The following is a 22,025-nucleotide window of genomic DNA, read 5'->3' as shown; positions in this document are numbered from 1 at the left end:
TCAGAAGATGCGGATCATGATCGCGCCGACAACCAGCAGCGCCGCACCGGCGAGGCGGCCCATGGATATTTCGCGCACGGCCATGCCCATGAAGCCGATCTTGTCGAGAAACATGCCGCCGACCAATTGTCCGGCCACGGACAGGGCCATGACGGCGGCAGCGCCGATCATCGGCGTCAGCATGATGTTGGAGAAGACATAGATCGCGCCCAACACCCCGCCGGCCACGAACATCCACGGCGCGGGGGCGGCGAAATCGATCGGGATATTGGCAAAGTGGCTATAGGCGAAGGCGATAGCCCAGAGGAAGATCGCGCCAGCCACGAAGGAAACGCCGGCCGCAGCAATCGGCACATTCAGCGCCCGCCCGAGCTGCGCATTGATCGGCGCCTGAGTGGCGATGCACGCGCCGGCGACGATGCCGAGCAGCGCCCAGAGCACAGTTTCCATCTTCAATTGCTAACCTGAGACTTGCCGGTTGATCCGGCCTGAATGCCGGAAACACCATGATGGACACGATTCCCGGGCAGTGTCATCGGTCGGCGGCAACGAAAAAGGCGCCTGCGACCGCGGAGGTTGCAAGCGCCTTTAGGATCGGCAGATGCCGGCAGAAAAGTCTTAGGCAGCGATGTCTGCTGCGACCTTGACAGAGATCATCTTGTCCGGATTGACGACGGGCTCGCCGCGCTTGATCTGGTCGACATTTTCCATGCCTTCGACAACCTTGCCCCAGACGGTGTACTGGCGGTCGAGGAAGCGGGCGTCGTCAAAGCAGATGAAGAACTGCGAATTGGCGCTGTCCGGGTTCTGGGCGCGAGCCATGGAGGCGACGCCACGAACGTGCGGCTCGGCGCTGAATTCGGCCTTGAGGTCCGGATACTGCGAACCGCCGGTACCACGACCCTGCGGGCAACCGGTCTGGGCCATGAAGCCCTCGATCACGCGGTGGAACACGATACCATCGTAAAAACCTTCACGGGCCAGCTTCTTGATATGGGCGACGTGGTTCGGAGCCAGGTCGGGACGCATCTCGATGACGACATTGCCCTTGGTGGTTTCGATGACGAGGGTGTTTTCGGGATCGGCGTAATCGGCCATTTGAAAGTTCCTTTTTCGGATGGTGCCCGGATGTAAGCGGGATGAATGGCGAGCGCAAGGCAAGAGCGCCATTCACTAGAGAGTGTGCGCAACCACCTGACCATTGCGGAGGGTGACGATACGGTCGGCTCGGCGGGCCAGATCGTAATTGTGCGTGGCAATCAGCGCGGCAGCGCCTTCGTTGCGGATGAGCGACTGCAGGGCTTCAAACACCCGGTCGCTGGTCTCCGGATCGAGATTGCCGGTAGGCTCGTCTGCGAGGATGACGCGCGGATGATTGGCCGCAGCACGGGCGATGGCGACGCGCTGCTGCTCACCACCCGAGAGTTCGGCCGGACGATGATCGGCGCGATGGCCGACACCCAGAAGATCGAGCAGTTCCTGCGCTCGCACCCTGGCGGCCTCCGGGCTCTGTCCGTCGATCAGCTGCGGCATGGCCACATTCTCGATGGCCGAGAATTCGGGCAGCAGATGATGGAACTGGTAGACATAGCCGACGGTCGAGCGACGCAACTGCGTGCGGCCACGGTCGTTGAGGCCACTGGTCTTGACCCCGACGATCTCGACCTCGCCCGCCTGCGGCGCTTCGAGCAGCCCGCAGAGATGGAGCAGTGTCGACTTGCCTGCGCCCGAGGGGGCGACCAGGGCGACGAGTTCACCGCTTTCGACCACCATATCGGCGGCCTCGAGCACGCGAACCATGCGTTCGCCCTCGCCATAATGGCGATGGACACCGGAGAGGCGCAGGTGGGGATTACTCATAGCGCAGCGCCTCGATTGGATCATATTGAGCGGCACGCCACGCCGGATAGAGCGTCGCCAGGAAGCTCAGCCCCAGCGCCAACGCCACCACCACGGTGACCTCCACCGGATCTGTCTTGCTCGGCAGTGCCGAGAGGAAGAACACTTCCGGCGGGAAGAGCGCGATGCCCAGCGTGTTGGAAATGGCGGCGCGAAGGGTCTCGGCATTTGCGGCAACGATCAGACCGAGGACCAGCCCGGTCAGCGTGCCGATGACGCCGATGGCGGTGCCGGTGATCGAGAAGATGCGCATGATGGCGCCGCGTGTCGCGCCCATGGTGCGCAGCACCGCGATATCCTTGCCCTTGTCCTTCACCAGCATGACGAGGCTGGAAATAATGTTGAAGGCGGCCACGAGGATGATCATCGACAGGATAGTGAACATCACAACGCGCTCGACCTGCAGCGCCGAAAAGAAGGTTTCGTTGCGCTGCTGCCAGTCCGTCAGCACCATGGGGCGCAGCTCGGTCTTGGCCTGCAGGCGATCCCGCATCAGGGTGATGGCATCCGGGTTCTGGATGAAAATTTCGACGGCCGAGGCCTGCCCCACGCGCTCATAGGCGGCGTCGATTTCCGCGTCGCTGGCCATGGGGTCGAGCGGGCCCATGCCGGGCTTGAGGACATCTTCGTAGAGCTTGAAATAATCCTGCGCCGGGCCGAGCGGCATGTACATGAAGTAGCTGTCGAACTCGACCATGCCGACGTTGAAGATGGCATTGACCGGGTAGGAGCGGATCTGCGGGGTCGAGCCGAATGGCGTCATGGCGCCGTCAGGATTGATGATCTGGACCTGATCGCCGATGGTCACGCCCAGCGTCTGCGCCAGGCGATAGCCGATAGCGACGCCGTTGAGCTCGTCCCAATCCTCAAAGCTGCCAAGCTCGGCCGAACTGTGCAGCAGGCTGAGCTTGCTGAGGTTTTCCTCATCCATGCCGCGAACGCTGACACCGGCCGAACTGCCGCGACCGGAGGCAAGCACCTGCCCTTCCACGAAGTAGACCGCATAGGTGACACCCTCGACGGTCTCGATGGCGTCGACGGTGTCCTTGTAGTCGGTAAACTTGCTCTCGATCGGAAAGGCCGTGAAATGGCCATTGAGCCCCAGGATCTTGTCCAGGAGTTCGGCGCGGAAGCCGTTCATCACCGACATCACCACGATCAGCGTGGCAACCCCGATGGCCACGCCAACCATGGTGAGGCTGGCGATGACCGAGATGAAAGCTTCCTTGCGCCGCGCGCGCAGATAGCGCCCAGCAATCATCCACTCGAACCGGGCAAAGGGTCGATTTGCCCGGATCACCGGGGTCTGCTGAGCGCTTTGGGTCAAATGTTGTCCATCCGCTGGGGTTCGATGAGGCCACGCAGACGTTCGACTGCGGCAGAGATCGGCAGCGTTTCACGCTCGCCGCTCTTGCGATGCTTGATTTCGACTTCGCCCGATTTAAGGCCGCGCGGTCCGAGAATGATCTGGTACGGGATGCCGACGAGATCGGCCGTGGCAAACTTGCTGCCGGCAGGCTGGTCACGGTCGTCATAGAGCATGTCGAGACCCGCCGCCGTCAGCTCACCATAGAGCTTGTCGCAAGCAGCGTCGGTGTCGGCGTCGCCGGCCTTGAGGTTGATCAGCACAGCTTCAAACGGCGCGACGGAGACCGGCCAGACAATGCCGTTCTCGTCGTGGCTGGCTTCGATGATGGCCGGCACGACGCGGGTCAGGCCGATGCCATAGGACCCCATGTGCACGATGGTTTCCTTGCCATCCGAACCGGTGACGCTGGCCTTCATCGGCTCCGAGTACTTCGTGCCGAAATAGAAGATGTGACCGACTTCGATGCCGCGGGCCGAGACGCGCTTGTCTTCGGGCACGCTGGATTCGTATTCGGCGTGATCGACCATTTCTTCGGTGGCCGCATAGAGCGAGGTCCAGTCGTTGAAGATCGGCTTGAGGTCGCCGCGGAAGTCGACGTCCTTGCCCGGGATCGGCTTGTCCAGCAGGTCGCGGTGGCAGAACACCTGGCTTTCGCCAGTTTCGGCCAGAATGATCCACTCATGGCTGAGATCGCCACCGATCGGGCCGGTGTCGGCGCGCATCGGGATGGCAGTCAGGCCCATGCGAGCATAGGTGCGCAGATAAGCCACGAACATGCGCTCATAGGCGGCGACGGCGCGATCCTTGTCGAGATCGAAGGAATAGGCATCCTTCATCAGGAATTCGCGGCTGCGCATGGTGCCGAAGCGCGGACGCACCTCGTCACGGAACTTCCACTGGATGTGGTAGAGGTTCAGCGGCAGGTCCTTGTAGGACTTCACATAGGTCCGGAAGATGTCGGTGATCATCTCCTCATTGGTGGGACCATAGAGGAACTCGCGCTCGTGCCGATCCTCGATGCGCAGCATTTCCTTGCCGTAGGCTTCGTAACGGCCGGACTCGCGCCAGAGGTCCGCAGACTGGATGGTGGGCATCAGCAGTTCGATCGCTCCGGAGCGGTTCTGCTCCTCCTCGATGATCTTCTGGACCTTCATCAGCACCTTGTAGCCGAGCGGCAGCCAGGAATAGAGGCCGGAGGCCTGCTGGCGGATCATGCCGGCCCGCAGCATCAGGCGATGGGAAACAATCTCGGCTTCCTTCGGCACATCACGGAGCACCGGCAGAAAATAGCGGGAAAGGCGCATGGGATCTCCGGAAAAAACGCGCTTCGACTCAAGGTTTCGTTGATGCCCACTCAGAGCCCAACCGTCCATACGTTTCAAGCATGCTAGCCATGCAGAATCCACGTGACAGGATGAATTTCTGTTGTTAGGTTCCCGGCACAATAAAACGAAGCGGTTCAAACCGCTGTACTTCGACAACGTCAAGGGAGGAGCGTTGGCAGCCGCCTCGTAGCGTGCCTAAGACCAACGTATTGTCGAAACAACTCAATCAAGCGGGGCCTCGTGCCCCGCTTTTTTGTTTGTTTGTTATTTGGAGGCAAGGACTTATGGCAAACGCTTCAACTCTGCGAACAATCGCCCTGGGCCTCGAGGGCACCGAGGAGAAGCGTAAGCGGTGTTCCGTCCCCACCTTCCGTCCTTTCGTCGGCCGTGAGATCCCGCATGTGTTGATGTCAGTGCGGGAGTTTCTCCATGGACGCTCCATTGGAGCTTCTCACAAGTGGCGGGAGACGGCGGCGCAATCGGCAGTGGCCCGATGAGGTGAAGGCGCGGATTGTCTCCGAAACGCTTCGTCCAGGGGCGACCGTTGGTGAAGTTGCGGCGCGGCATGGTCTGAAGGCCAACCATGTCTGCTCTTGGCGAACCCTTGCGCGGAACGGGAAGCTGGTGCTGCCGGCGCCAGAAGATGCGGTAGAGTTTGCGACGCTGATGGTCGCTCCGGTTGTTGGGGATGTGACGTCAGCGGAGCCGGTGGCGTCGGCTGGGCCGGAGGTCGTGGTGGGTTCGGTGGCCATTCGGCTGGAGCCAGGCGCTTCGGCGGCCCGGATTGCCTCGGTGGTCCACGCGCTGCTGGCGGCCTCATGATCTTTCCTTCCAACCGAGTGCGGATCATGGTGGCGACCAAGCCGATCGACTTCCGCAAAGGCCACGACAGTCTGGCGGCGCTGGTCAAGAATGTGTTGCACGAGGACCCGTTCACCGGCACGGTCTTTGTGTTCCGCGCCAAAAAGACCGATCGGCTAAAGTTGCTCTACTGGGATGGCACGGGCTTGGTCATGGCCTACAAGCGACTTGAAGAGCACAGCTTTAGCTGGCCTGCGGTGACGGATGGGGTGATGACGTTGAGCCATGCGCAGTTCGAGACGCTGTTCTCTGGGCTCGACTGGCGGCGGGTTCGGGCAGTGGAAGCGCGGGCCCCAGAAGCGGTCGAATAACTGCGGCAGGATGACTCAGGGCCTGTCTTTCTGCGGGATCGGCGGCGCCTGATCTGGTAGATTCTGGTCATGCTCAATGCCGCCGAACTTCCTGACGATATTGCCGCCCTCAAGGCGATGCTGATCGCCGCGGAGGTGCGTGATCAGCGCAAGGATGAGCGGATCGCCCAACTGGAAAAGCTGGTCGCTGCGTTCAAGCAGGCAGCCTTCGGGCGTCGATCGGAAAAGAGCGACCCAGACCAGTTCGAGCTGGCGCTGGAGGATCTGGAAACGGCAATCGCGGTTGTCCAGGCCGAGGAGGACGCCGAGGACCGATCGGCCCGGCGGCCGGCCAAACCCCGCAGCGCCAATCGTGGTTCGCTCCCCAAGCACCTGCCGCGGATCGAGGAGATCATCGAGCCCCAAAGCCTGGTCTGTGGCTGCGGCGGTTGCCTGCACCGCATTGGCGAGGACGTCTCCGAGCGGCTCGACGTGATCCCTGCCCAGTTCCGCGTGATCGTGACCCGTCGCCCTAAATATGCCTGCCGGTTCTGCACGGACGGCGTGGTGCAAGCCCCGGCGCCCGGACGGTTGATCCCGGGCGGGCTGCCAACCGAGGCCATGGTCGCTCATGTCCTGGTCAGCAAGTACGCCGATCACCTGCCGTTGTATCGCCAGGCCCAGATCTTTAGCCGTCAGGGTGTTGATCTGGACCGTTCAACCCTCGCCGACTGGGTTGGTCGGGCCGCCTTCGAGCTGCGCCCGGTCTATGATGCCCTGCTGGCGGATCTGAAGCGGTCATCAAAGCTGTTCATGGACGAAACTCGCGCGCCGGTGCTCGATCCCGGTACCCGAAAAACCAAGACCGGTTACTTCTGGGCCCTAGCCCGCGATGATCGGCCCTGGAGTGGCACCGCGCCACCCGGTGTTGCCTTCACCTACGCGCCCGGCCGAGGCGGCCTTCATGCCGAACGGATCTTGCAGGGCTTTGGCGGCATCCTGCAGGTGGATGGCTATGCCGGCTATAATCGGCTGATCGCGCCTGGACGCGTCGGTTCGAATATCAGGCTCGCCTATTGCTGGGCCCATGCCCGCCGCAAGTTGGTGGATATAACGCGCGCGGGAAACGCCCCTATTGCGGAAGAGGGTGTGAGGCTGATCCGCGAACTCTATTCCATCGAGGCCGATATCCGAGGCCAGGGCCCGGATGACCGCCTGGCTGCGCGCCAGCAGAGATCGGCGCCGGCCGCCGCCCGGATAAGAGAATGGCTCGATCATCATCGCGCCCGCGTGTCCGCGAAAGCGCCCCTCGGGGAGGCACTGGGCTACATCGCCAAATACTGGCCGGGGTTGGTGCTATTCCTGGCCGATGGCCGCATCGAGCTCGACAACAATGCCGTCGAGCGGACTATCCGTCCGATTGCGCTGAACCGGAAAAACGCGCTCTTTGCCGGTCATGATGCTGGCGCCGAAAACTGGGCCGTCATCGCCTCGCTGATCGAAACCTGCAAGCTGAACGGCGTCGACCCCTACGCTTGGCTCGCCACGACCCTCCGCGCCCTCGTGAGCGACCACAAGCAGAGCCGCATCAACGATCTGCTGCCGTGGAATTATGCTTCACAGCTGGGCGATTGACGCTGTTGGCTCTGGCGGCATAATCGGAAATCACCAGCAACGAGGCGCCCTCTACGAACGATCAAGACGACCCCAACCTGGTCACATCAGGCAAGAGCCAGCGGGTAGTCGTTGATGGCTATGCCTTCTTCATCAACATCCATCGTCTCGAAACCGACGAGACATGGAACCTGGAGGTCGTGGACTATCAGGACGCCAGCCACGTCTGGGACGACCAGTTCCGGTCCGACAGCGAGGCACGAGATGCAGCCCTGGCCGCACTGAAAAGCGAGGGCGCCATCGCCTTCATGCGCGGCAACAACGTCGTGCAGTTCCCGAGATCCTGACACCTACGTGGCCGCAGAACACCGCTTACGGAGAAGCCCCATTTTGACCGGGCGGCCTTCCGGGTCAGGCGCATCTACGTCAGGCTGGCTGCCGATGGGCTCACCGCCAATGTGAAATTGCTGCCGGAAGAACAATTGCTCAAATGCGAAGTCGCGCCCGAACTTTTTAGCCCCGTGCCCAATGCATGGGGCAGACAGGGCTGGACGGTCATAAACTTGCGGGAGGCCACCGATGCCGACCTCTACGCAGTGCTGGAAATGGCGCACGCCCATGCGGTGAGGTGAGGCCACACGGTCCAGCCGAACGTCGGACACAAAAAACCCGCCGGACTGGCGTCGGGCGGGTGTTTATTCAGCGGTTCCAGTAGCGATGGAGCGTCTCGTTGGACATGCCCCAGAAGAGGAGCGCAGTGACCACGATCGCCACCCCAGTCGCCAGAAGGATCTTGAACCCGATGCGCGGCAGAACGGGCGAGCCCGGATCCGTACCACTGACGATCTCGGCACCAGTCTCGTGGTGGCTTTTATTGCCAATCGGCAGGACTGTCACAAATGACAGCCACCAGATGATGAAAAAGACTGCGGCGAGGGACATGAACTGCATGGCGTCTCTTATCCGTTAAATAGGTCGGGCGCGAAAGAAGCTATCTTGTCGCGCCCGTTCAACTTTACACGCGGTGAACGAAGACGTTCACGTTCGGCTTGCGGCCCCAGAATGCGTTGAGCTCATTGCGGATGGCCTTGAAGAGGGCCGAACCCAGCACATCGGGATCCGAACGGCGCTTGGGTGGCATCGACTTGATGACACCACCGACCGTGTCCTCGACCAGATAGACGATGGACTCGTCCTCGGTTTCGGGCAGGCCCTCGATGACATACTGCGGGCCAGAGACGACATGGCCACTGGAATTGACGCAGAGGCTGACCACGACATGGCCGCCGAAGGACAGGCGGCGACGACCTTTCACGCCGCTCTCTTCGGGCGTGCAGAGCACGAGACCGTCGAGATAGAGCTCGCCGGTGCGCACTTCTGCCGGGAAGGTCATTGGCTCAGGGAAGAGACGGACCATGTCGCCATTGCGCGCTTCGCACACATTGGGAATGCCCTCTTCGCGACCAAGCTTTGCATGGGCGGCCAGGTGCATGGCTTCGCCGTGCACCGGCACCAGCACTTCCGGCTTCACCCACTTGTAGAGCTGGCGCAGCTCGTCGCGGCGCGGATGGCCGGTGACATGCACCAGCGCATCGTTCTGGGTGATGAGCTCGACGCCCTTGTCGATGAGCAGGTTCTGGATGTCGATGACTTCGCGCTCATTGCCCGGAATTGCCCAGGACGAGAAGATCATCCGGTCGCCGGCGTTGAGATCGATGACCGGGTGGTCACCGCGCGCAATGCGGGCGATGGCGGCGCGGGCTTCACCCTGGCTGCCGGTACAGATCAGCACGCACTTGTCGCGCGGCACGGACTTGTAGGCATCCTGGTCCAGCACGGGCGGCAGGCCCTCGAGCATGCCAAGCTCCTTGGCGATGCCCATGATGCGATGGAGGGAGCGCCCCGACATCACCACCTGGCGGCCGTTCTGATGGGCGGCGCGCACGATGGAGACGACGCGGCCCACGTTGGAGGCGAAGGTGGTGACGGCAACACGATGCGGCGCTTCAGCGATCAGGGCTGCGAGCGTCGCGCCGATTTCGGCCTCGCTCGGGCTCTGCCCATCCTTCATCGCATTGGTCGAGTCGCAGATGAGCGCCAGCGGCAATTCGGTGTCGCCGCCGATGGCCTGGAGGCGAGCGAAGTCGGTCGGATTACCCATGGTCGGGGTCGGATCGAGCTTCCAGTCGCCGGTGTGCAGCACGCGTCCGACCGGCGTGGTGATCAGCAGCGCATTGGCCTCGGGGATCGAGTGGGCGACATTGATCGCCTCGATGGTAAACGGGCCGATGTTGAACGGCTTGCCCGGACGCATGATGGTGATGTCGACGTTTTCGACGATCCCGTCCCCTGCCCGCTTGGCCGCCAGCATCGCGGCCGTAAACGGCGTCGCATAGACCGGCTTGTCAAAGACAGGCCAGAGGTCGAGCACGGCGCCATAGTGATCTTCGTGGCTGTGGGTCAGGATGAGCGCGAGCACGTCGTCGGCGTTTTCCTCGAGAAACTCGGGGTTCGCCATGATCAGCTCGATGCCGGGCAGGTCCGGGCCGCCGAAGCTGACGCCGCAATCGACAACAATCCACTTGCGGGAGCGCGCCGGACCAAAACCGTACGCGCCCATATTCATGCCGATTTCACCGACGCCGCCAAGCGGCACGAAGACAAGCTCATCCCTTGGGGATTTGGCCATGGGTCTTTCTATCCTTGTTCTGGCCGGACGCCGCGCGAACTCTGGTCGCCGGTCGCCCTGCCTTTTTTGTGGTCAGCTTCGGGCGCTGGCCGTTGCCCCAAAATGTACATCCCCGGCGGTAATGGTGATGCGCGCGCCTTCATCGTCGCGCATGATCAACCGTCCGGCGGAATCGATCGTTTCAAAGATGCCGTTTCGTACGACACCATCCTGAGTGACGGCGACCGGAGCGCCCAAGCCTGCAGCCGAATGGCGCCAGAGATCGAGCACTGCTCCAATACCTCTGCCATCGGCCCACAGGCCGAATGCTTCGACCCAAGCCTCGGACAAGGCTTCGAACACGTCTTCTGCGGATCGCTCTATGCCGAGCGTACGCAGAGAGGTCGCTGGATAAGGCAAATCCGAAGGCGCTGCAACGACGTTAACGCCGATCCCGATGACAATGGCTTGCCGACCATCCCGCGTTCGGGCCGCTTCGAGCAGGATACCGGCCAGCTTGGCCCCGTCGGCGAGCACGTCATTTGGCCATTTGAGCGCCACTCGGGCGCGGCCATCCCAGGTCTCGACACTCTGCAACATGCCCTGGGGGAGGATTGTGCCAAGTGCCTTGGCGAGCGCGACGCCGGCAACAAAGCCGAGAGTTGCAATCATATCGGGATCGGTGTCGGGAATTACCAGCAGGCTCGCGGCAAGATTTCCGGGCGTCGACTGCCAGGCGCGTCCGCGCCGCCCCCGCCCTGCGGTCTGCTGAAGAGCTGCAAACCAGATGCCGCCAGGATCACCCGCGGCAGCCGCCGCGAGTGCTTCAGTGTTGGTCGAGCCAATCTCGTCGAAACCGGCAACGCGATATCCCGCGGTCCGGGCCTTGGCCCCAAGTGCGAAGTTTGCCACCTAGAACAGGCTTCCCGCAGCAGTCTGCGCCAACGACGTCAGCGGATTGCCGAGGGTGAAGTAGTAGGTGACGACGAGAAAGCCGCTCGCGGCCATGATGACATTGAGTTCACCGGGCACAGCAACGAACTGGGTCTTCGGCTCGTCAAAGTACATCGTCTTGATCACGCGCAGATAGTAATACGCGCTAACTGCCGAGGCGAGCATGCCGATGACCGAGAGCACATAGAGATTGGCTTCGATCGCGGCGAGGAACACCTGCCACTTGGCGAAGAACCCGGCCAGCGGCGGCAGGCCGATCAGCGAGAACATCAGAACGGCCATGATCGCGGCCACGAATGGACGCGCCTGGGCCGCACCGGCCATGTCGTCGATGTTCTCGACATAGCCATTCTCGGTGCGCAGCGACAGGATGCAGGCAAAGAGGCCGGCCGTCATGATCACATAGATGGCCATGTAGATCGCAACGCCTTCGACACCCACCTGCGTGCCCGACGAAAGGCCCACGAGCGCAAAACCGACGTGGCCAATCGACGAATAGGCGATCAGGCGCTTGATCGACTTCTGCCCGATCGCCGCAAAGGCAGCCAGAACCATGGAGGCGATGGACAGGAAGATGACGACCTGCTGCCAGTCGCGGCTGATCGGCTCGAAAGTATCCATGACGAGACGGATCATCAGCGACATGGCGGCCACCTTGGGGGCCATGGCGAAGAAGGCAGTGACCGGGGTCGGAGCGCCCTCATAGACGTCCGGCGTCCACATGTGGAACGGCACGGCCGAAATCTTGAAGGCAACGCCTGCGAGCAGGAACACAAGGCCGAAGATCAGGCCGATGGAGCGGCCCTCGGTGGCGATTGCGGCCGAGATGGCGCCGAGATTGGTGTGGCCGGTAAAGCCATAGACCAGCGATGCACCATAGAGCAGCATGCCTGACGAAAGCGCGCCGAGGACGAAATACTTGAGGCCCGCTTCGGAAGCCCTGGGGTCATCGCGCTTGATGGCGGCCATGACGTAAAGCGAGAGCGACTGGAGCTCGAGACCGACGTAAAGGCTCATCAGATCATTGGCCGAAACCATGATCAGCATGCCCAGCGTCGCCAGTACAGCGAGTACGGAATACTCGTATTTATGGACGCCGTGCTGCTCGGAATTGTTGCGCGCCAAGAGCAGCGCCAGCACAGCGCCACCAATGACGATCAACTTCATGTAGCGCGAGAACGCGTCGGAAATGAACAGGCCATTGAAGATGATGCCGTCCGACGGCATCACCGCAATGACCACGCCGGCCGCAAGCAGCAGGCCCATGGAGAGCAGCGACACAACGTCGGAGCGCTCCTTGTTGATCACCACGCCGAGCAGCAGCAGCACCAGTGCGCCGACTGCCAGCAGCAGTTCGGGATAAGCGGGAGCCAGGCTCGCGAAATCAGTAACGTCAGAGTTCACGTCGGTCTCCTAATGCGCAGCAGGCGCGGCCGCAGCCGGCTGTGCCTCGCCCGTGGGCGCGACATATTCGAGGGGAGCCCGGGCATCAGCCAGGGACACGGCGGGGTCGAGCCCGACCGCAGTGGCGTAGTGGGCCACAAGGTTGTTCACCGCAGAAGCCGTCGTATCGAGGATCGGCGCCGGATAGAAACCGAAGACGATGATCATCACGATCAGCGGATAGAGCGTGACCTTCTCGCGCAGATTGAGATCGAGAATACCCTTGAGGCCTTCCTTGGTCAGTGCGCCGAAGATCACCCGGCGATAGAGCCAAAGCGCGTAGCAGGCCGAGAAGACCATGCCGAATGCCGCGCCAAACGCCACCCAGGTATTGACCTGGAACACGCCGATCATGGTCAGGAACTCACCGACGAAGCCCGACGTGCCCGGAAGCCCGACATTGGCCATGGTGAAGACCATGAAGGCGAAGGCATATTTCGGCATGCGCTCGACTAGGCCGCCATAGGCCTCGATGTCGCGCGTGTGCATGCGGTCGTAGATGACGCCGACGGCAAGGAAGAGCGCGCCCGACACCAGACCATGCGAGATCATCTGGAACATGGCGCCCTGGATACCCAGCGCGTTGCCCGCAAAGATGCCCATGGTCACAAAGCCCATGTGCGCCACGGAAGAATAGGCGATTAGCTTCTTGATGTCGGTCTGCACCAGAGCCACTACCGAGGTGAGGATGATCGCAGCAACCGAAAGGAAGAAGACGAAATTGGCGAAATAGGCCGAGGCGTCCGGGAACATCGGCAGCGAGAAGCGCAGGAACCCGTAGCCGCCTAGCTTGAGCAGGATCGCCGCTAGGATAACGGAGCCAGCGGTCGGTGCTTCCACGTGCGCTTCCGGCAGCCAGCGATGGAATGGCCACATCGGCATCTTCACGGCCAGCGAGGCGAAGAACGCCAGCCACAGCCAGAACTGCATGCTCTCCGGGAATTCGTGGGTGAGCAGGCGCGAGATGTCGGACGTGCCGGCATTCCAGTACATGGCCATGATGGCCAGCAGCATCAGCACCGAACCGATGAAGGTGTAGAAGAAGAACTTGTAGGCCGCCTGGATGCGGCGCTTGCCGCCCCAGATACCGATGATGAGGAACATCGGCAGCAGCGTGCCTTCGAAGAACACATAGAACATTGCCAGGTCGAGCGTGGTGAACACGCCGATCATCAGCATTTCCAGGACGAGGAATACGATCATGTATTCCTTGACCCGATGCTCGATGGATTCCCAGCTGGCCAGGATACAGAACGGCATCAAGAGCGCCGAGAGCACCACGAACAGCACCGAGATGCCGTCGACGCCCACGCGATAGCCAATGCTGTCGCCGAGCCAGTTGAAGTTCACGACGAACTGGAAGCCGGGATTGGACGGATCGAAGGCCGACCACATCCACAGCGACAGCACCAGGGTCACGACCGTGGTGGCAAGGGCGATCCAGCGGATCGCTCCAACCGCCGTCTTTGGCGAAAGGAGGATCAGCGCTGCCCCAAGAAGCGGCAGGAACGTCAGAAGCGTGAGGATAGAATTCTCAAAGGTCATCAGATCAGTCCCCCGGCCGCGATGGCCCAGGTCAGCAGCGCCGCGATGCCGATCAGCATGGCGAAGGCATAGTGATAGAGATAGCCCGACTGCAGCTTGACCACCCAGGAGGTGACATCCTGCACGCGACGGCCAAGGCCCTCGGCGATCTTGCCGTCAACCAGCCAGTCATCGAACCCCTTCCACACCGCACGGCCGATCCACAGGGTCGGGCGCACGAAGATGAAGTTGTAGAGCTCGTCGAAGTACCACTTGTTGAGCAGGAACTTGTAGAGGCCGGGATTGGCGGCAGCCAGCTTGCCCGGCACGTCGGGGCGCTTGATGTACATGTACCAGGCGGCGACGAAGCCGATGATCATGGAGATGGTCGCGCTCCACTTCACCCAAAGCGGCACATGGTGCGCATCTTCGATGACCTGGTGATCGACATAGATCGACCCGGCGAAGAAGTGCTCGATGTGCTCCACGTCGTGGAAGAACATGCCGTAGAACACCACACCCGCCAGCACTGCGCCGACAGCCAGCACGTAGAGCGGCACCAGCATGACGTTGGGCGCTTCATGGGCATTGTCATAGGCCGAGCCATGGGGATGGTGGGCGTGGTCATGCCCGTGATGCTCGTCATGGCTTTCCAGAGCCGAATGTGCCGGGTCAGGATGCGGGCCTTCGCCATGGTGCTGCGCATCGCGCGGCGAACCGTGGAAGGTCAGGTGGATCAGGCGCCACGAGTAGAAGCTCGTGAACAGCGCGGCGATCACCAGCAGCCAGAAAGCGAGGCTGCCGACATTGCCACCGACCGCATAGGCGCTTTCGATGATCGAATCCTTGGAGAAGAAGCCGGCAAAGCCGATGCTTGTCCCCGGGATACCGACGCCGGTCAGCGCCAGCGTGCCAATCAGCATCATCGCATAGGTGATCGGGATCTTCTTCTTGAGCCCGCCCATGTTCCGCATGTCCTGCTCATGGTGCATGGCATGGATGACCGCGCCGGCGCCCAGGAACAGGAGAGCCTTGAAGAAGGCATGGGTGAAGAGGTGGAAGACACCGGCCGAATAGGCCCCTGCCCCCAGCGCCACGAACATGTATCCGAGCTGCGAACAGGTCGAGTAGGCGATGACGCGCTTGATGTCGTTCTGGACGAGGCCGACCGTCGCCGCAAAGAAGGCGGTGATGGCACCGATGACGATGACGACCGTCAGGGCGAAAGGCGAGGTTTCGAACAGCGGCGACAGGCGCGCCACCATGAACACGCCGGCGGTCACCATGGTTGCGGCATGGATCAGCGCCGACACGGGTGTCGGGCCTTCCATGGCGTCTGGCAGCCAGGTGTGCAGCAGGAACTGCGCCGACTTGCCCATGGCGCCCATGAACAGCAGCAGGCAGATCACGGTCATGGCGTCGAGTTCCCAGGACAGGAACTGGATCACCGGCAGGCCGGTTTCGCCAAACGCACCCGCTGCCTCGAAGGCGCCATCAAAGTCGATATGGCCGAGAACGAGGAAGGCGCCGAAAATGCCGAGCGCGAAGCCGAAGTCACCAACGCGGTTGACCACGAAGGCCTTCATGGCGGCGGCGCTGGCGGACGGACGCGTATACCAGAAGCCGATCAACAGATAGGACGCCAGACCCACGCCTTCCCAGCCGAAGAACATCTGCAGGAAGTTGTCGGCGGTCACCAGCATCAGCATGGCGAAGGTGAAGAGCGAGAGATAGGCGAAGAACCGCGAGCGATGCGGATCGTCGGCCATGTAGCCGATGGAATAGACGTGTACGAGCGCCGAGACCGTGTTCACCACCACCAGCATGATGGCCGTGAGCGTATCGACGCGGAGCGTCCAGCGCAGGTCCATCTCGCCGACCTGGATCCAGCGCATCACCTCGACCTTGAGCACGGCCGCCTGGCCATCGCCCACGGCGCCGACCAGACCGTCGCCAAAGGCGACCGGGATAAACACGACCCAGCTCAGGACCGCTGCAATGATCAGCAATCCAGTGGTGATGAACTCGCTTGGCCGATGGCCGATGCTGCGGCCGAGAAGGCCCGCTACGAGTGCCCCGATGAGGGGCAGAAAGACAATCGCCTGAATGATCATAGCGTCAGCCTCAGCCCTTCATCATATTGACGTCTTCAACCGCGATAGAGCCACGGTTGCGATAGAACACGACCAGGATGGCCAGACCGATCGCCGACTCTGCGGCGGCAACGGTGAGGATCATCAAGGCAAACACCTGCCCCTGCAGGTCGCCCAGCTGCGCGCTGAAGGCGACGAGGTTGAGATTGACCGCGAGGAGGATCAATTCGACCGACATCAGGATGACGATGACGTTCTTGCGATTGAGAAAGATGCCGAACACGCCGAGCGTGAACAGGATTGCCGCAACGGTCAGGTAGTGACCGAGCCCGATTTCCAAGCCCATGATAAACCCCTATAGCCCCTGACCGCTTTTGACTTTGACAACCTTGAGCGTCTCGCTGGCCTTGCGGCCAACCTGATCCACCGGGTTCTGCCGCTTGACGTTGGTCTTGTGCCGCAGCGTCAGAACGATCGCCCCGATCATGGCCACCAGCAGAACAGCAGCGGCAGCCTGGAACAGGAAGACGTAGCGCGTGTAGAGCACGAGGCCGAGCTGGCGGGTGTTTTCCATCGTCTGGTCGATCGGTAGGCCCGCACCGCCCGGAACGTCCGGCGTGACGAAAGTGCTGCCGGCGACCAGCAGCAGCTCAAGCAACAGGACGATGCCGACCAGAATGCCCACAGGCGCGTACTGCAGCATGCCCTGGCGCATCTGCGCAAAGTCCACGTCGAGCATCATGACAACGAAAAGGAACAGCACCGCCACGGCACCGACATAGACAACGATCAGCAGCAGGGAGAGGAACTCTGCGCCGGCCAGCATGAACAGACCCGCCGCATTGACGAACGTCAGGATCAGGAACAGCACCGAGTGAACGGGATTGCGCGAGGAGATGACCATGAAGGCCGACGCCACGGCGATCGTCGCGAACAGGTAAAAGAAGAACAGTGGAAGTGTCATGCTCTTCCCTCTCAGCGATACGGCGCGTCGGCCGCGATATTGGCAGCGATTTCACGCTCCCAACGATCGCCATTGGCCAAGAGGCGCTCTTTGTTGAAGTAGAGCTCTTCACGCGTCTCAGTCGCGAATTCGAAGTTCGGACCTTCCACGATGGCGTCCACCGGGCAGGCTTCCTGGCAGAAGCCGCAGTAGATGCACTTCACCATGTCGATGTCGTAGCGCACGGTGCGACGGGTACCGTCGTTCTGGCGCGGGCCGGCCTCGATTGTGATGGCCTGCGCCGGGCAGATGGCTTCGCACAACTTGCAGGCGATACAGCGCTCTTCCCCATTGGGGTAGCGACGCAGGGCATGCTCACCCCGGAAGCGCGGCGACACATGTCCCTTTTCGAAGGGGTAGTTGATCGTCGGCTTGGGCGTGAAGAAGTAACGCATCGCCAGGAAGAAGGCCGACACGAACTCGCGCAGCAGAAGCGTATTGAACAGTTGTGTAGCGCGCATCAGGCAATCCCTCCGTGCCAGCCCCAGCCGGTCAGCTTGAGGACAAAGGCAACGATGACGACCATGATCAGCGACAGGGGCAGGAACACCTTCCAACCAATCCGCATCAGCTGGTCATAGCGGTAGCGAGGCACGATCGACTTGGCCATCGCGAACATGAAGAAGACAAGGCTCAGCTTGATGAAGAACCAGATGACGCCCGGGATCCAGGTGAACGGCGGCAGGTCGATCGGCGCAGCCCAGCCACCCATGAACAGGATGGTGGTCATGGCGCACATCAGGAGGATCGAGATGTATTCGCCGAGCATGAACAGCATGTAGGGCGTGGCCGAATATTCGGTCATGAAGCCCGCCACCAGCTCGGACTCGCCTTCGGCCATATCGAAGGGCGGACGGTTGGTTTCCGCCAGGGCCGAGATGTAGAAGATCACGAACATCGGGAAGAGCGGGATCCAGAACCAATTGAGGAACGAGAGCCACGGCACGCCAAGCATATGGGCCAGACCCATTTCCTGCTGTGCGACGACGATGTCGTTGAGGTTCAGCGAGCCCACGCAGAGCAGCACGGTGATGATCACGAGGCCGATCGAGACTTCGTAGGACACCATCTGTGCCGCGGCGCGGATCGAGCCGAAGAACGGATATTTCGAGTTCGAGGCCCAGCCGCCGATGATCACGCCATAGACGCCGAGCGAGGAAATACCGAGGAGGTACAGGATGCCGATATTGATATTGGCCATCGCCCAGCCATTATCGATCGGGACAACGGCCCAGCCGGCCAGAGCCAGCGTGGCAGTGACGAGCGGGGCGAGAAGGAACAGTGCCTTGTCGGCACCGGCCGGGATCAGCGGCTCCTTCAGCACGAACTTCAATAGGTCGGCGAAAGACTGCAGCAGGCCGAACGGGCCCACGACGTTGGGGCCGCGACGCAGCTGCACCGCCGCCCAGACCTTGCGGTCGGCCAGCAGGATGAACGCCGTGAAGACGAGCAGCGCAACGAGCAGCGCAAGGGCCTTGTAGAGGAAACCGACCTGCGTGCCCCAGCCGAAGACCGGGATGCCGAGAAGGTAATCAAGGGCAGCGAGAATAAAGTCCATTGTGCTCCCCTACTCCGCTGCCTGCTGCAGACCGGCGGCCAATGCGGCGCACTCGCCCATGGTCGCCGAGGCGCGAGCGATCGGATTGCTGAGATAAAAGTCCGTTACCGGCGATGTGAACGGAGCCGACTTGGTCTTGATGGCAGCCTTGGCCAGCTTGCCGAGGTCAGCCCCATTGGCCGGCTCGATCTCGTCGATACGGGCCAGGTGCGGAACTTCGGCATGGATGGCCGACCGCAGCTGGCTGAGCGAATTGAACGGCAGCGGCTTGCCGACCACACCCGAAAGGGCGCGGATGATGGCCCAGTCTTCCTTTGCGTCGCCCGGCGGAAACACGGCGCGGGTCGTCGTCTGCACGCGCCCTTCCGTGTTCACATAGGTGCCCGACTTCTCGGTGTAGGTCGCACCCGGCAGGATGACGTCGGCCCGGTGTGCCGCGGCATCGCCATGGCTGCCGATATAGACGACGAAGGCATTGCCCATGGCGGACATGTCGTATTCGTCAGCACCGAGCAGGAACAGGACATCGAGCTCGCCCTTGCCGGCGAGAGCGATCTGGTCAGCCGAGCAAACGCCACCGTCATGCGGCACGAAGCCGATATCGAGGCCACCGACGCGGCTGGCTGCGTTGTGGAGCATGGCAAAGCCATTCCAGCCCTCGGCCACATTCGGGCCGCTGGCAAGCTTGGATGCCAGAGCGATCACGTCGCGACCGACCTGCTTGCCGAGGCTGGCGTGGGACACGGCGCCCTCGCCTACAATGATCAGCGGGCGCTGGGCATTGGCGAGGGTTTCAGCGAACGAGCCATTGCCCGCAGCCAGATCGGCCAGGGTCTCAAAGCCTTCGCCGAGATAGGCGTAGTCATAGGTGAGATCAGCCTGTTCGCCGATGACACCGATCGGCAGGTTCTTTCCGCGCCAGGTCTTGCGGATACGGGCGTTGAGCACGGCCGCTTCGCGACGCGGGTTAGCGCCGATGATGAGGGTGGCGTCGGCTTCCTCGATCCCGGCAATCGTCGGATTGAAGAGATAGGCCGAGCGCGGCATGGACGGATCAATACCGGACATGGCAGGACGCACATCGGTCATGCCCGAGCCGAGCGAGGCCAAGAGCGCCTTGAGCGCATACATTTCCTCGACCGCCGAGAGGTCACCGGCGATGGCGCCGACCTTGTTGCCGGCTTTCTTGATGCGAGCGGCGACGGCCGCGAAGGCTTCATCCCAGCTCGACGCCTGCAGCTTGCCGTTCTTGCGAACATAAGGACGATCGAGGCGCTGGTTCTTGAGGCCATCCCAGACGAAACGGGTCTTGTCCGAAATCCACTCTTCATTGATGGCTTCGTTGACGCGCGGCAGGATGCGCATCACTTCGCGGCCACGGCTGTCGACGCGGATGTTCGAGCCAACGGCGTCCATGACGTCGATGGATTCGGTCTTGGTCAGCTCCCACGGACGGGCGTGGAACGCATAGGGCTTGGAAGTCAGCGCACCGACCGGGCAGAGGTCGATAACATTGCCCTGCAGCTCGCTGGAGAGAGCGCGTTCGAGATAGGAGGTGATCTCGGCGTCTTCGCCGCGACCGAGCAGGCCCATCTCGGAAATGCCGGCAACTTCTGTGGTGAAGCGCACGCAGCGGGTGCAGTGGATGCAACGGTTCATCACCGTCTTCACCAATGGCCCCAGATACTTGTCTTCGACCGCGCGCTTGTTTTCCTGGTATCGCGACTTGTCGACACCATAGGCCATGGCCTGGTCCTGCAGGTCGCATTCACCACCCTGATCGCAGATCGGGCAATCGAGCGGATGGTTGACCAGCAGGAACTCCATCACGCCTTCGCGGGCCTTCTTGACCATGGGCGTGTTGGTGAACATTTCGGGCGGCTCGCCATTCGGGCCGGGACGCAGATCCTTCACCGACATGGCGCAGGAAGCCTGCGGCTTGGGCGGACCACCCTTCACTTCCACCAGACACATGCGGCAATTGCCGGCAACCGACAGGCGCTCGTGATAGCAGAAGCGCGGGATTTCCGCGCCGGCTGCTTCGGCGGCCTGCATCAGCGTGTAGTAGTCAGGTACTTCGACGAGCGTGCCGTCGACTTTGATCTGAGCCATCGGCTTACTCCGCCGCAATCGACGGCACGGCGCCGTCGCTGGTCGAGGACCAGGTATATTGATCGATCCGCGCTTCGATCACGTCTCGGAAGTTGCGGATCAGGCCCTGGATCGGCCAGGCGGCCGCGTCGCCAAGGGCGCAAATGGTGTGACCTTCGATCTGCTTGGTCACCGAGAACAGCATGTCGATCTCGCGCTTCTGGGCGCGGCCCTCGACCATGCGTTCCATGACGCGCATCATCCAGCCGGTGCCTTCACGGCACGGCGTGCACTGGCCACAGCTCTCATGCTTGAAGAAAGCCGAGATGCGCCAGATCGCCCGGATGATATCGGTGTTCTTGTCCATGATGATCATGCCGCCGGTCCCGAAGGACGACTTCTTTTCGCGCATGCCATCGAAGTCCATGGTGGCATCCATCATGTCTTCGCCACGCACCACCGGGCAGGACGCGCCGCCGGGAATGACCGCAAGCAGATTGTCCCAGCCGCCGCGGATACCGCCGCAATGCTTTTCGATGATGTCCTTGAAGCTCTCGCCCAGGGCCTCTTCGAACGTGGCCGGCTTGTTCACATGGCCCGAGACCATGAACAGCTTGGTGCCGACATTGTTCGGACGGCCGATGGAGGAGAACCATGCACCGGAACGGCGCAGGATCTCCGGCACGACGGCGATCGTTTCCACATTGTTGACCGTGGTCGGGTTGCCATAAACGCCCATGCCGGCCGGGAACGGCGGCTTTAGGCGCGGCTGGCCCTTCTTGCCTTCGAGCGATTCCATCAGCGCGGTTTCTTCGCCGCAGATGTAAGCGCCGGCGCCGTGATGGACGATGATGTCCAGGTCCCAGCCGTGGATATTGTCCTTACCGATCAGCTTTGCGTCATAGGCTTCCTGCACGGCATGTTCGAGACGCTCACGCTCGCGTACGAACTCGCCACGCACATAGATGAAGGCCAAATGCGCATCCATGGCGCGGGAAGCCAGCAGGCACCCCTCGATCAGATGGTGCGGATCATGGCGCAGGATCTCGCGGTCCTTGCAGGTCCCGGGCTCGGACTCGTCAGCATTGACCAGAAGGTAGTGCGGACGTCCGTCATTCACCTTGGGCATGAAGGTCCACTTCAGCCCGGTCGGGAAACCAGCACCACCACGGCCACGCAGGCCAGAGGACTTCACCTCATTGGTGATCCAGTCGCGGCCGGATTCGATGAATTCCTTGGTGCCAACCCATGCCCCGCGAGACTTCGCGCCTTCGAGGCGCCAGTCGTGCTGGCCATAGAGATTGGTGAATATGCGGTCCTTATCAGCGAGCAT

General features: G+C 61.9%; 21 protein-coding genes. 4 read left to right on the top strand and 17 right to left on the bottom strand.

What is annotated here, in order from left to right; all coding sequences use genetic code 11:
- From NYQ88_RS10650 to proS, 5 genes are all read right to left on the bottom strand, one after another.
- Window positions 1-450, bottom strand: a complete 450-nt coding sequence (locus tag NYQ88_RS10650; RefSeq protein ID WP_275651125.1) for a DMT family transporter — start codon at window positions 448-450, stop codon at window positions 1-3.
- 168 nt (window positions 451-618) lie between these two features.
- Window positions 619-1,098 (bottom strand): peptidylprolyl isomerase, encoded by a 480-nt coding sequence (locus NYQ88_RS10645; RefSeq protein ID WP_275651124.1) that lies wholly within the window; start codon window positions 1,096-1,098, stop codon window positions 619-621.
- Window positions 1,099-1,173: 75 nt separating this feature from the next.
- Entirely contained in the window at window positions 1,174-1,860 is a 687-nt protein-coding gene (locus NYQ88_RS10640) for an ABC transporter ATP-binding protein (protein WP_275651123.1), read from the bottom strand.
- Window positions 1,853-3,160 carry an FtsX-like permease family protein gene (locus NYQ88_RS10635; RefSeq protein ID WP_275654901.1) on the bottom strand — a complete coding sequence of 436 codons (1,308 nt, stop codon included), beginning with the start codon at window positions 3,158-3,160 and terminating at the stop codon, window positions 1,853-1,855. The genes NYQ88_RS10640 and NYQ88_RS10635 overlap by 8 nt, the downstream gene beginning before the upstream one ends.
- Before the next feature lie 62 nt (window positions 3,161-3,222).
- Entirely contained in the window at window positions 3,223-4,572 is a 1,350-nt protein-coding gene (proS, locus tag NYQ88_RS10630; protein ID WP_275651122.1) for a proline--tRNA ligase, read from the bottom strand.
- A gap of 450 nt (window positions 4,573-5,022) precedes the next feature.
- Here proS and NYQ88_RS10625 point away from each other — a divergent pair, with 450 nt between their 5' ends.
- From NYQ88_RS10625 to NYQ88_RS10610, 4 genes are all read left to right on the top strand, one after another.
- Window positions 5,023-5,415 (top strand): transposase, encoded by a 393-nt coding sequence (locus NYQ88_RS10625; protein ID WP_275651121.1) that lies wholly within the window; start codon window positions 5,023-5,025, stop codon window positions 5,413-5,415.
- Window positions 5,412-5,765 carry an IS66 family insertion sequence element accessory protein TnpB gene (tnpB, locus tag NYQ88_RS10620; protein ID WP_275651120.1) on the top strand — a complete coding sequence of 118 codons (354 nt, stop codon included), beginning with the start codon at window positions 5,412-5,414 and terminating at the stop codon, window positions 5,763-5,765. The genes NYQ88_RS10625 and tnpB overlap by 4 nt, the downstream gene beginning before the upstream one ends.
- 69 nt (window positions 5,766-5,834) lie before the next feature.
- Complete coding sequence (locus NYQ88_RS10615) at window positions 5,835-7,379, top strand: IS66 family transposase (protein ID WP_275651119.1); 1,545 nt, start codon at window positions 5,835-5,837, stop codon at window positions 7,377-7,379.
- A 179-nt stretch (window positions 7,380-7,558) separates the two neighbouring features.
- Entirely contained in the window at window positions 7,559-7,705 is a 147-nt protein-coding gene (locus NYQ88_RS10610; RefSeq protein ID WP_275651118.1) for a hypothetical protein, read from the top strand.
- Between the two features lie 352 nt (window positions 7,706-8,057).
- Here NYQ88_RS10610 and NYQ88_RS10605 read toward each other — a convergent pair whose 3' ends face one another.
- From NYQ88_RS10605 to nuoF, 12 genes are all read right to left on the bottom strand, one after another.
- The gene (locus NYQ88_RS10605) at window positions 8,058-8,309 is read right to left on the bottom strand and encodes a DUF1467 family protein (RefSeq protein WP_275651117.1); all 252 of its coding nucleotides are present in this window, start codon (window positions 8,307-8,309) and stop codon (window positions 8,058-8,060) included.
- A 64-nt stretch (window positions 8,310-8,373) separates the two neighbouring features.
- Window positions 8,374-10,047 (bottom strand): ribonuclease J, encoded by a 1,674-nt coding sequence (locus NYQ88_RS10600; protein WP_275651116.1) that lies wholly within the window; start codon window positions 10,045-10,047, stop codon window positions 8,374-8,376.
- 72 nt (window positions 10,048-10,119) lie between these two features.
- The gene (locus tag NYQ88_RS10595) at window positions 10,120-10,938 is read right to left on the bottom strand and encodes a biotin--[acetyl-CoA-carboxylase] ligase (protein WP_275651115.1); all 819 of its coding nucleotides are present in this window, start codon (window positions 10,936-10,938) and stop codon (window positions 10,120-10,122) included.
- Window positions 10,939-12,384 carry an NADH-quinone oxidoreductase subunit NuoN gene (gene nuoN / locus NYQ88_RS10590; protein ID WP_275651114.1) on the bottom strand — a complete coding sequence of 482 codons (1,446 nt, stop codon included), beginning with the start codon at window positions 12,382-12,384 and terminating at the stop codon, window positions 10,939-10,941.
- Window positions 12,385-12,393: 9 nt separating this feature from the next.
- A complete protein-coding gene (locus NYQ88_RS10585) occupies window positions 12,394-13,968 on the bottom strand; it encodes an NADH-quinone oxidoreductase subunit M (RefSeq protein WP_275651113.1) in 1,575 nt (524 codons plus the stop codon).
- Window positions 13,968-16,061, bottom strand: a complete 2,094-nt coding sequence (gene nuoL / locus NYQ88_RS10580) for an NADH-quinone oxidoreductase subunit L (RefSeq protein ID WP_275651112.1) — start codon at window positions 16,059-16,061, stop codon at window positions 13,968-13,970. Before nuoL ends, NYQ88_RS10585 begins: the two co-directional genes overlap by 1 nt.
- Window positions 16,062-16,071: 10 nt before the next feature.
- Window positions 16,072-16,380, bottom strand: a complete 309-nt coding sequence (gene nuoK, locus NYQ88_RS10575) for an NADH-quinone oxidoreductase subunit NuoK (RefSeq protein ID WP_275606955.1) — start codon at window positions 16,378-16,380, stop codon at window positions 16,072-16,074.
- A gap of 15 nt (window positions 16,381-16,395) precedes the next feature.
- Window positions 16,396-17,004 (bottom strand): NADH-quinone oxidoreductase subunit J, encoded by a 609-nt coding sequence (locus NYQ88_RS10570; RefSeq protein ID WP_275651111.1) that lies wholly within the window; start codon window positions 17,002-17,004, stop codon window positions 16,396-16,398.
- An 11-nt stretch (window positions 17,005-17,015) separates the two neighbouring features.
- Window positions 17,016-17,504: an NADH-quinone oxidoreductase subunit NuoI gene (nuoI, locus tag NYQ88_RS10565; protein WP_275651110.1), complete on the bottom strand. Its 489-nt coding sequence runs from the start codon at window positions 17,502-17,504 to the stop codon at window positions 17,016-17,018.
- On the bottom strand, window positions 17,504-18,601 hold the full coding sequence (gene nuoH / locus NYQ88_RS10560; RefSeq protein ID WP_275651109.1) for an NADH-quinone oxidoreductase subunit NuoH: 1,098 nt from the start codon (window positions 18,599-18,601) through the stop codon (window positions 17,504-17,506). The genes nuoI and nuoH overlap by 1 nt, the downstream gene beginning before the upstream one ends.
- Window positions 18,602-18,610: 9 nt before the next feature.
- Entirely contained in the window at window positions 18,611-20,713 is a 2,103-nt protein-coding gene (gene nuoG, locus NYQ88_RS10555; protein WP_275651108.1) for an NADH-quinone oxidoreductase subunit NuoG, read from the bottom strand.
- Between the two features lie 4 nt (window positions 20,714-20,717).
- Window positions 20,718-22,025, bottom strand: a complete 1,308-nt coding sequence (gene nuoF / locus NYQ88_RS10550; RefSeq protein ID WP_275651107.1) for an NADH-quinone oxidoreductase subunit NuoF — start codon at window positions 22,023-22,025, stop codon at window positions 20,718-20,720.

Origin of the sequence: Devosia sp. SD17-2 (genome assembly GCF_029201565.1) — a bacterium.
Classification (GTDB): Bacteria; Pseudomonadota; Alphaproteobacteria; order Rhizobiales; family Devosiaceae; genus Devosia.
This window is presented reverse-complemented; position numbering and strand designations above follow the sequence as displayed.

What these genes read in the sequence shown, in the direction of transcription:
- nuoI (WP_275651110.1), bottom strand. Translation starts at nt 17,504, where the DNA reads ATGCGCGCTACACAACTGTTCAATACGCTTCTGCTGCGCGAGTTCGTG.
- proS (WP_275651122.1), bottom strand. Translation starts at nt 4,572, where the DNA reads ATGCGCCTTTCCCGCTATTTTCTGCCGGTGCTCCGTGATGTGCCGAAG.
- NYQ88_RS10600 (WP_275651116.1), bottom strand. Translation starts at nt 10,047, where the DNA reads ATGGCCAAATCCCCAAGGGATGAGCTTGTCTTCGTGCCGCTTGGCGGC.
- NYQ88_RS10605 (WP_275651117.1), bottom strand. Translation starts at nt 8,309, where the DNA reads ATGCAGTTCATGTCCCTCGCCGCAGTCTTTTTCATCATCTGGTGGCTG.
- tnpB (WP_275651120.1), top strand. Translation starts at nt 5,412, where the DNA reads ATGATCTTTCCTTCCAACCGAGTGCGGATCATGGTGGCGACCAAGCCG.
- NYQ88_RS10585 (WP_275651113.1), bottom strand. Translation starts at nt 13,968, where the DNA reads ATGACCTTTGAGAATTCTATCCTCACGCTTCTGACGTTCCTGCCGCTT.
- NYQ88_RS10570 (WP_275651111.1), bottom strand. Translation starts at nt 17,004, where the DNA reads ATGACACTTCCACTGTTCTTCTTTTACCTGTTCGCGACGATCGCCGTG.
- NYQ88_RS10625 (WP_275651121.1), top strand. Translation starts at nt 5,023, where the DNA reads ATGGACGCTCCATTGGAGCTTCTCACAAGTGGCGGGAGACGGCGGCGC.
- NYQ88_RS10635 (WP_275654901.1), bottom strand. Translation starts at nt 3,160, where the DNA reads ATGATTGCTGGGCGCTATCTGCGCGCGCGGCGCAAGGAAGCTTTCATC.
- nuoG (WP_275651108.1), bottom strand. Translation starts at nt 20,713, where the DNA reads ATGGCTCAGATCAAAGTCGACGGCACGCTCGTCGAAGTACCTGACTAC.
- nuoF (WP_275651107.1), bottom strand. Translation starts at nt 22,025, where the DNA reads ATGCTCGCTGATAAGGACCGCATATTCACCAATCTCTATGGCCAGCAC.
- NYQ88_RS10650 (WP_275651125.1), bottom strand. Translation starts at nt 450, where the DNA reads ATGGAAACTGTGCTCTGGGCGCTGCTCGGCATCGTCGCCGGCGCGTGC.
- NYQ88_RS10645 (WP_275651124.1), bottom strand. Translation starts at nt 1,098, where the DNA reads ATGGCCGATTACGCCGATCCCGAAAACACCCTCGTCATCGAAACCACC.
- nuoL (WP_275651112.1), bottom strand. Translation starts at nt 16,061, where the DNA reads ATGATCATTCAGGCGATTGTCTTTCTGCCCCTCATCGGGGCACTCGTA.
- NYQ88_RS10615 (WP_275651119.1), top strand. Translation starts at nt 5,835, where the DNA reads ATGCTCAATGCCGCCGAACTTCCTGACGATATTGCCGCCCTCAAGGCG.
- nuoH (WP_275651109.1), bottom strand. Translation starts at nt 18,601, where the DNA reads ATGGACTTTATTCTCGCTGCCCTTGATTACCTTCTCGGCATCCCGGTC.
- NYQ88_RS10640 (WP_275651123.1), bottom strand. Translation starts at nt 1,860, where the DNA reads ATGAGTAATCCCCACCTGCGCCTCTCCGGTGTCCATCGCCATTATGGC.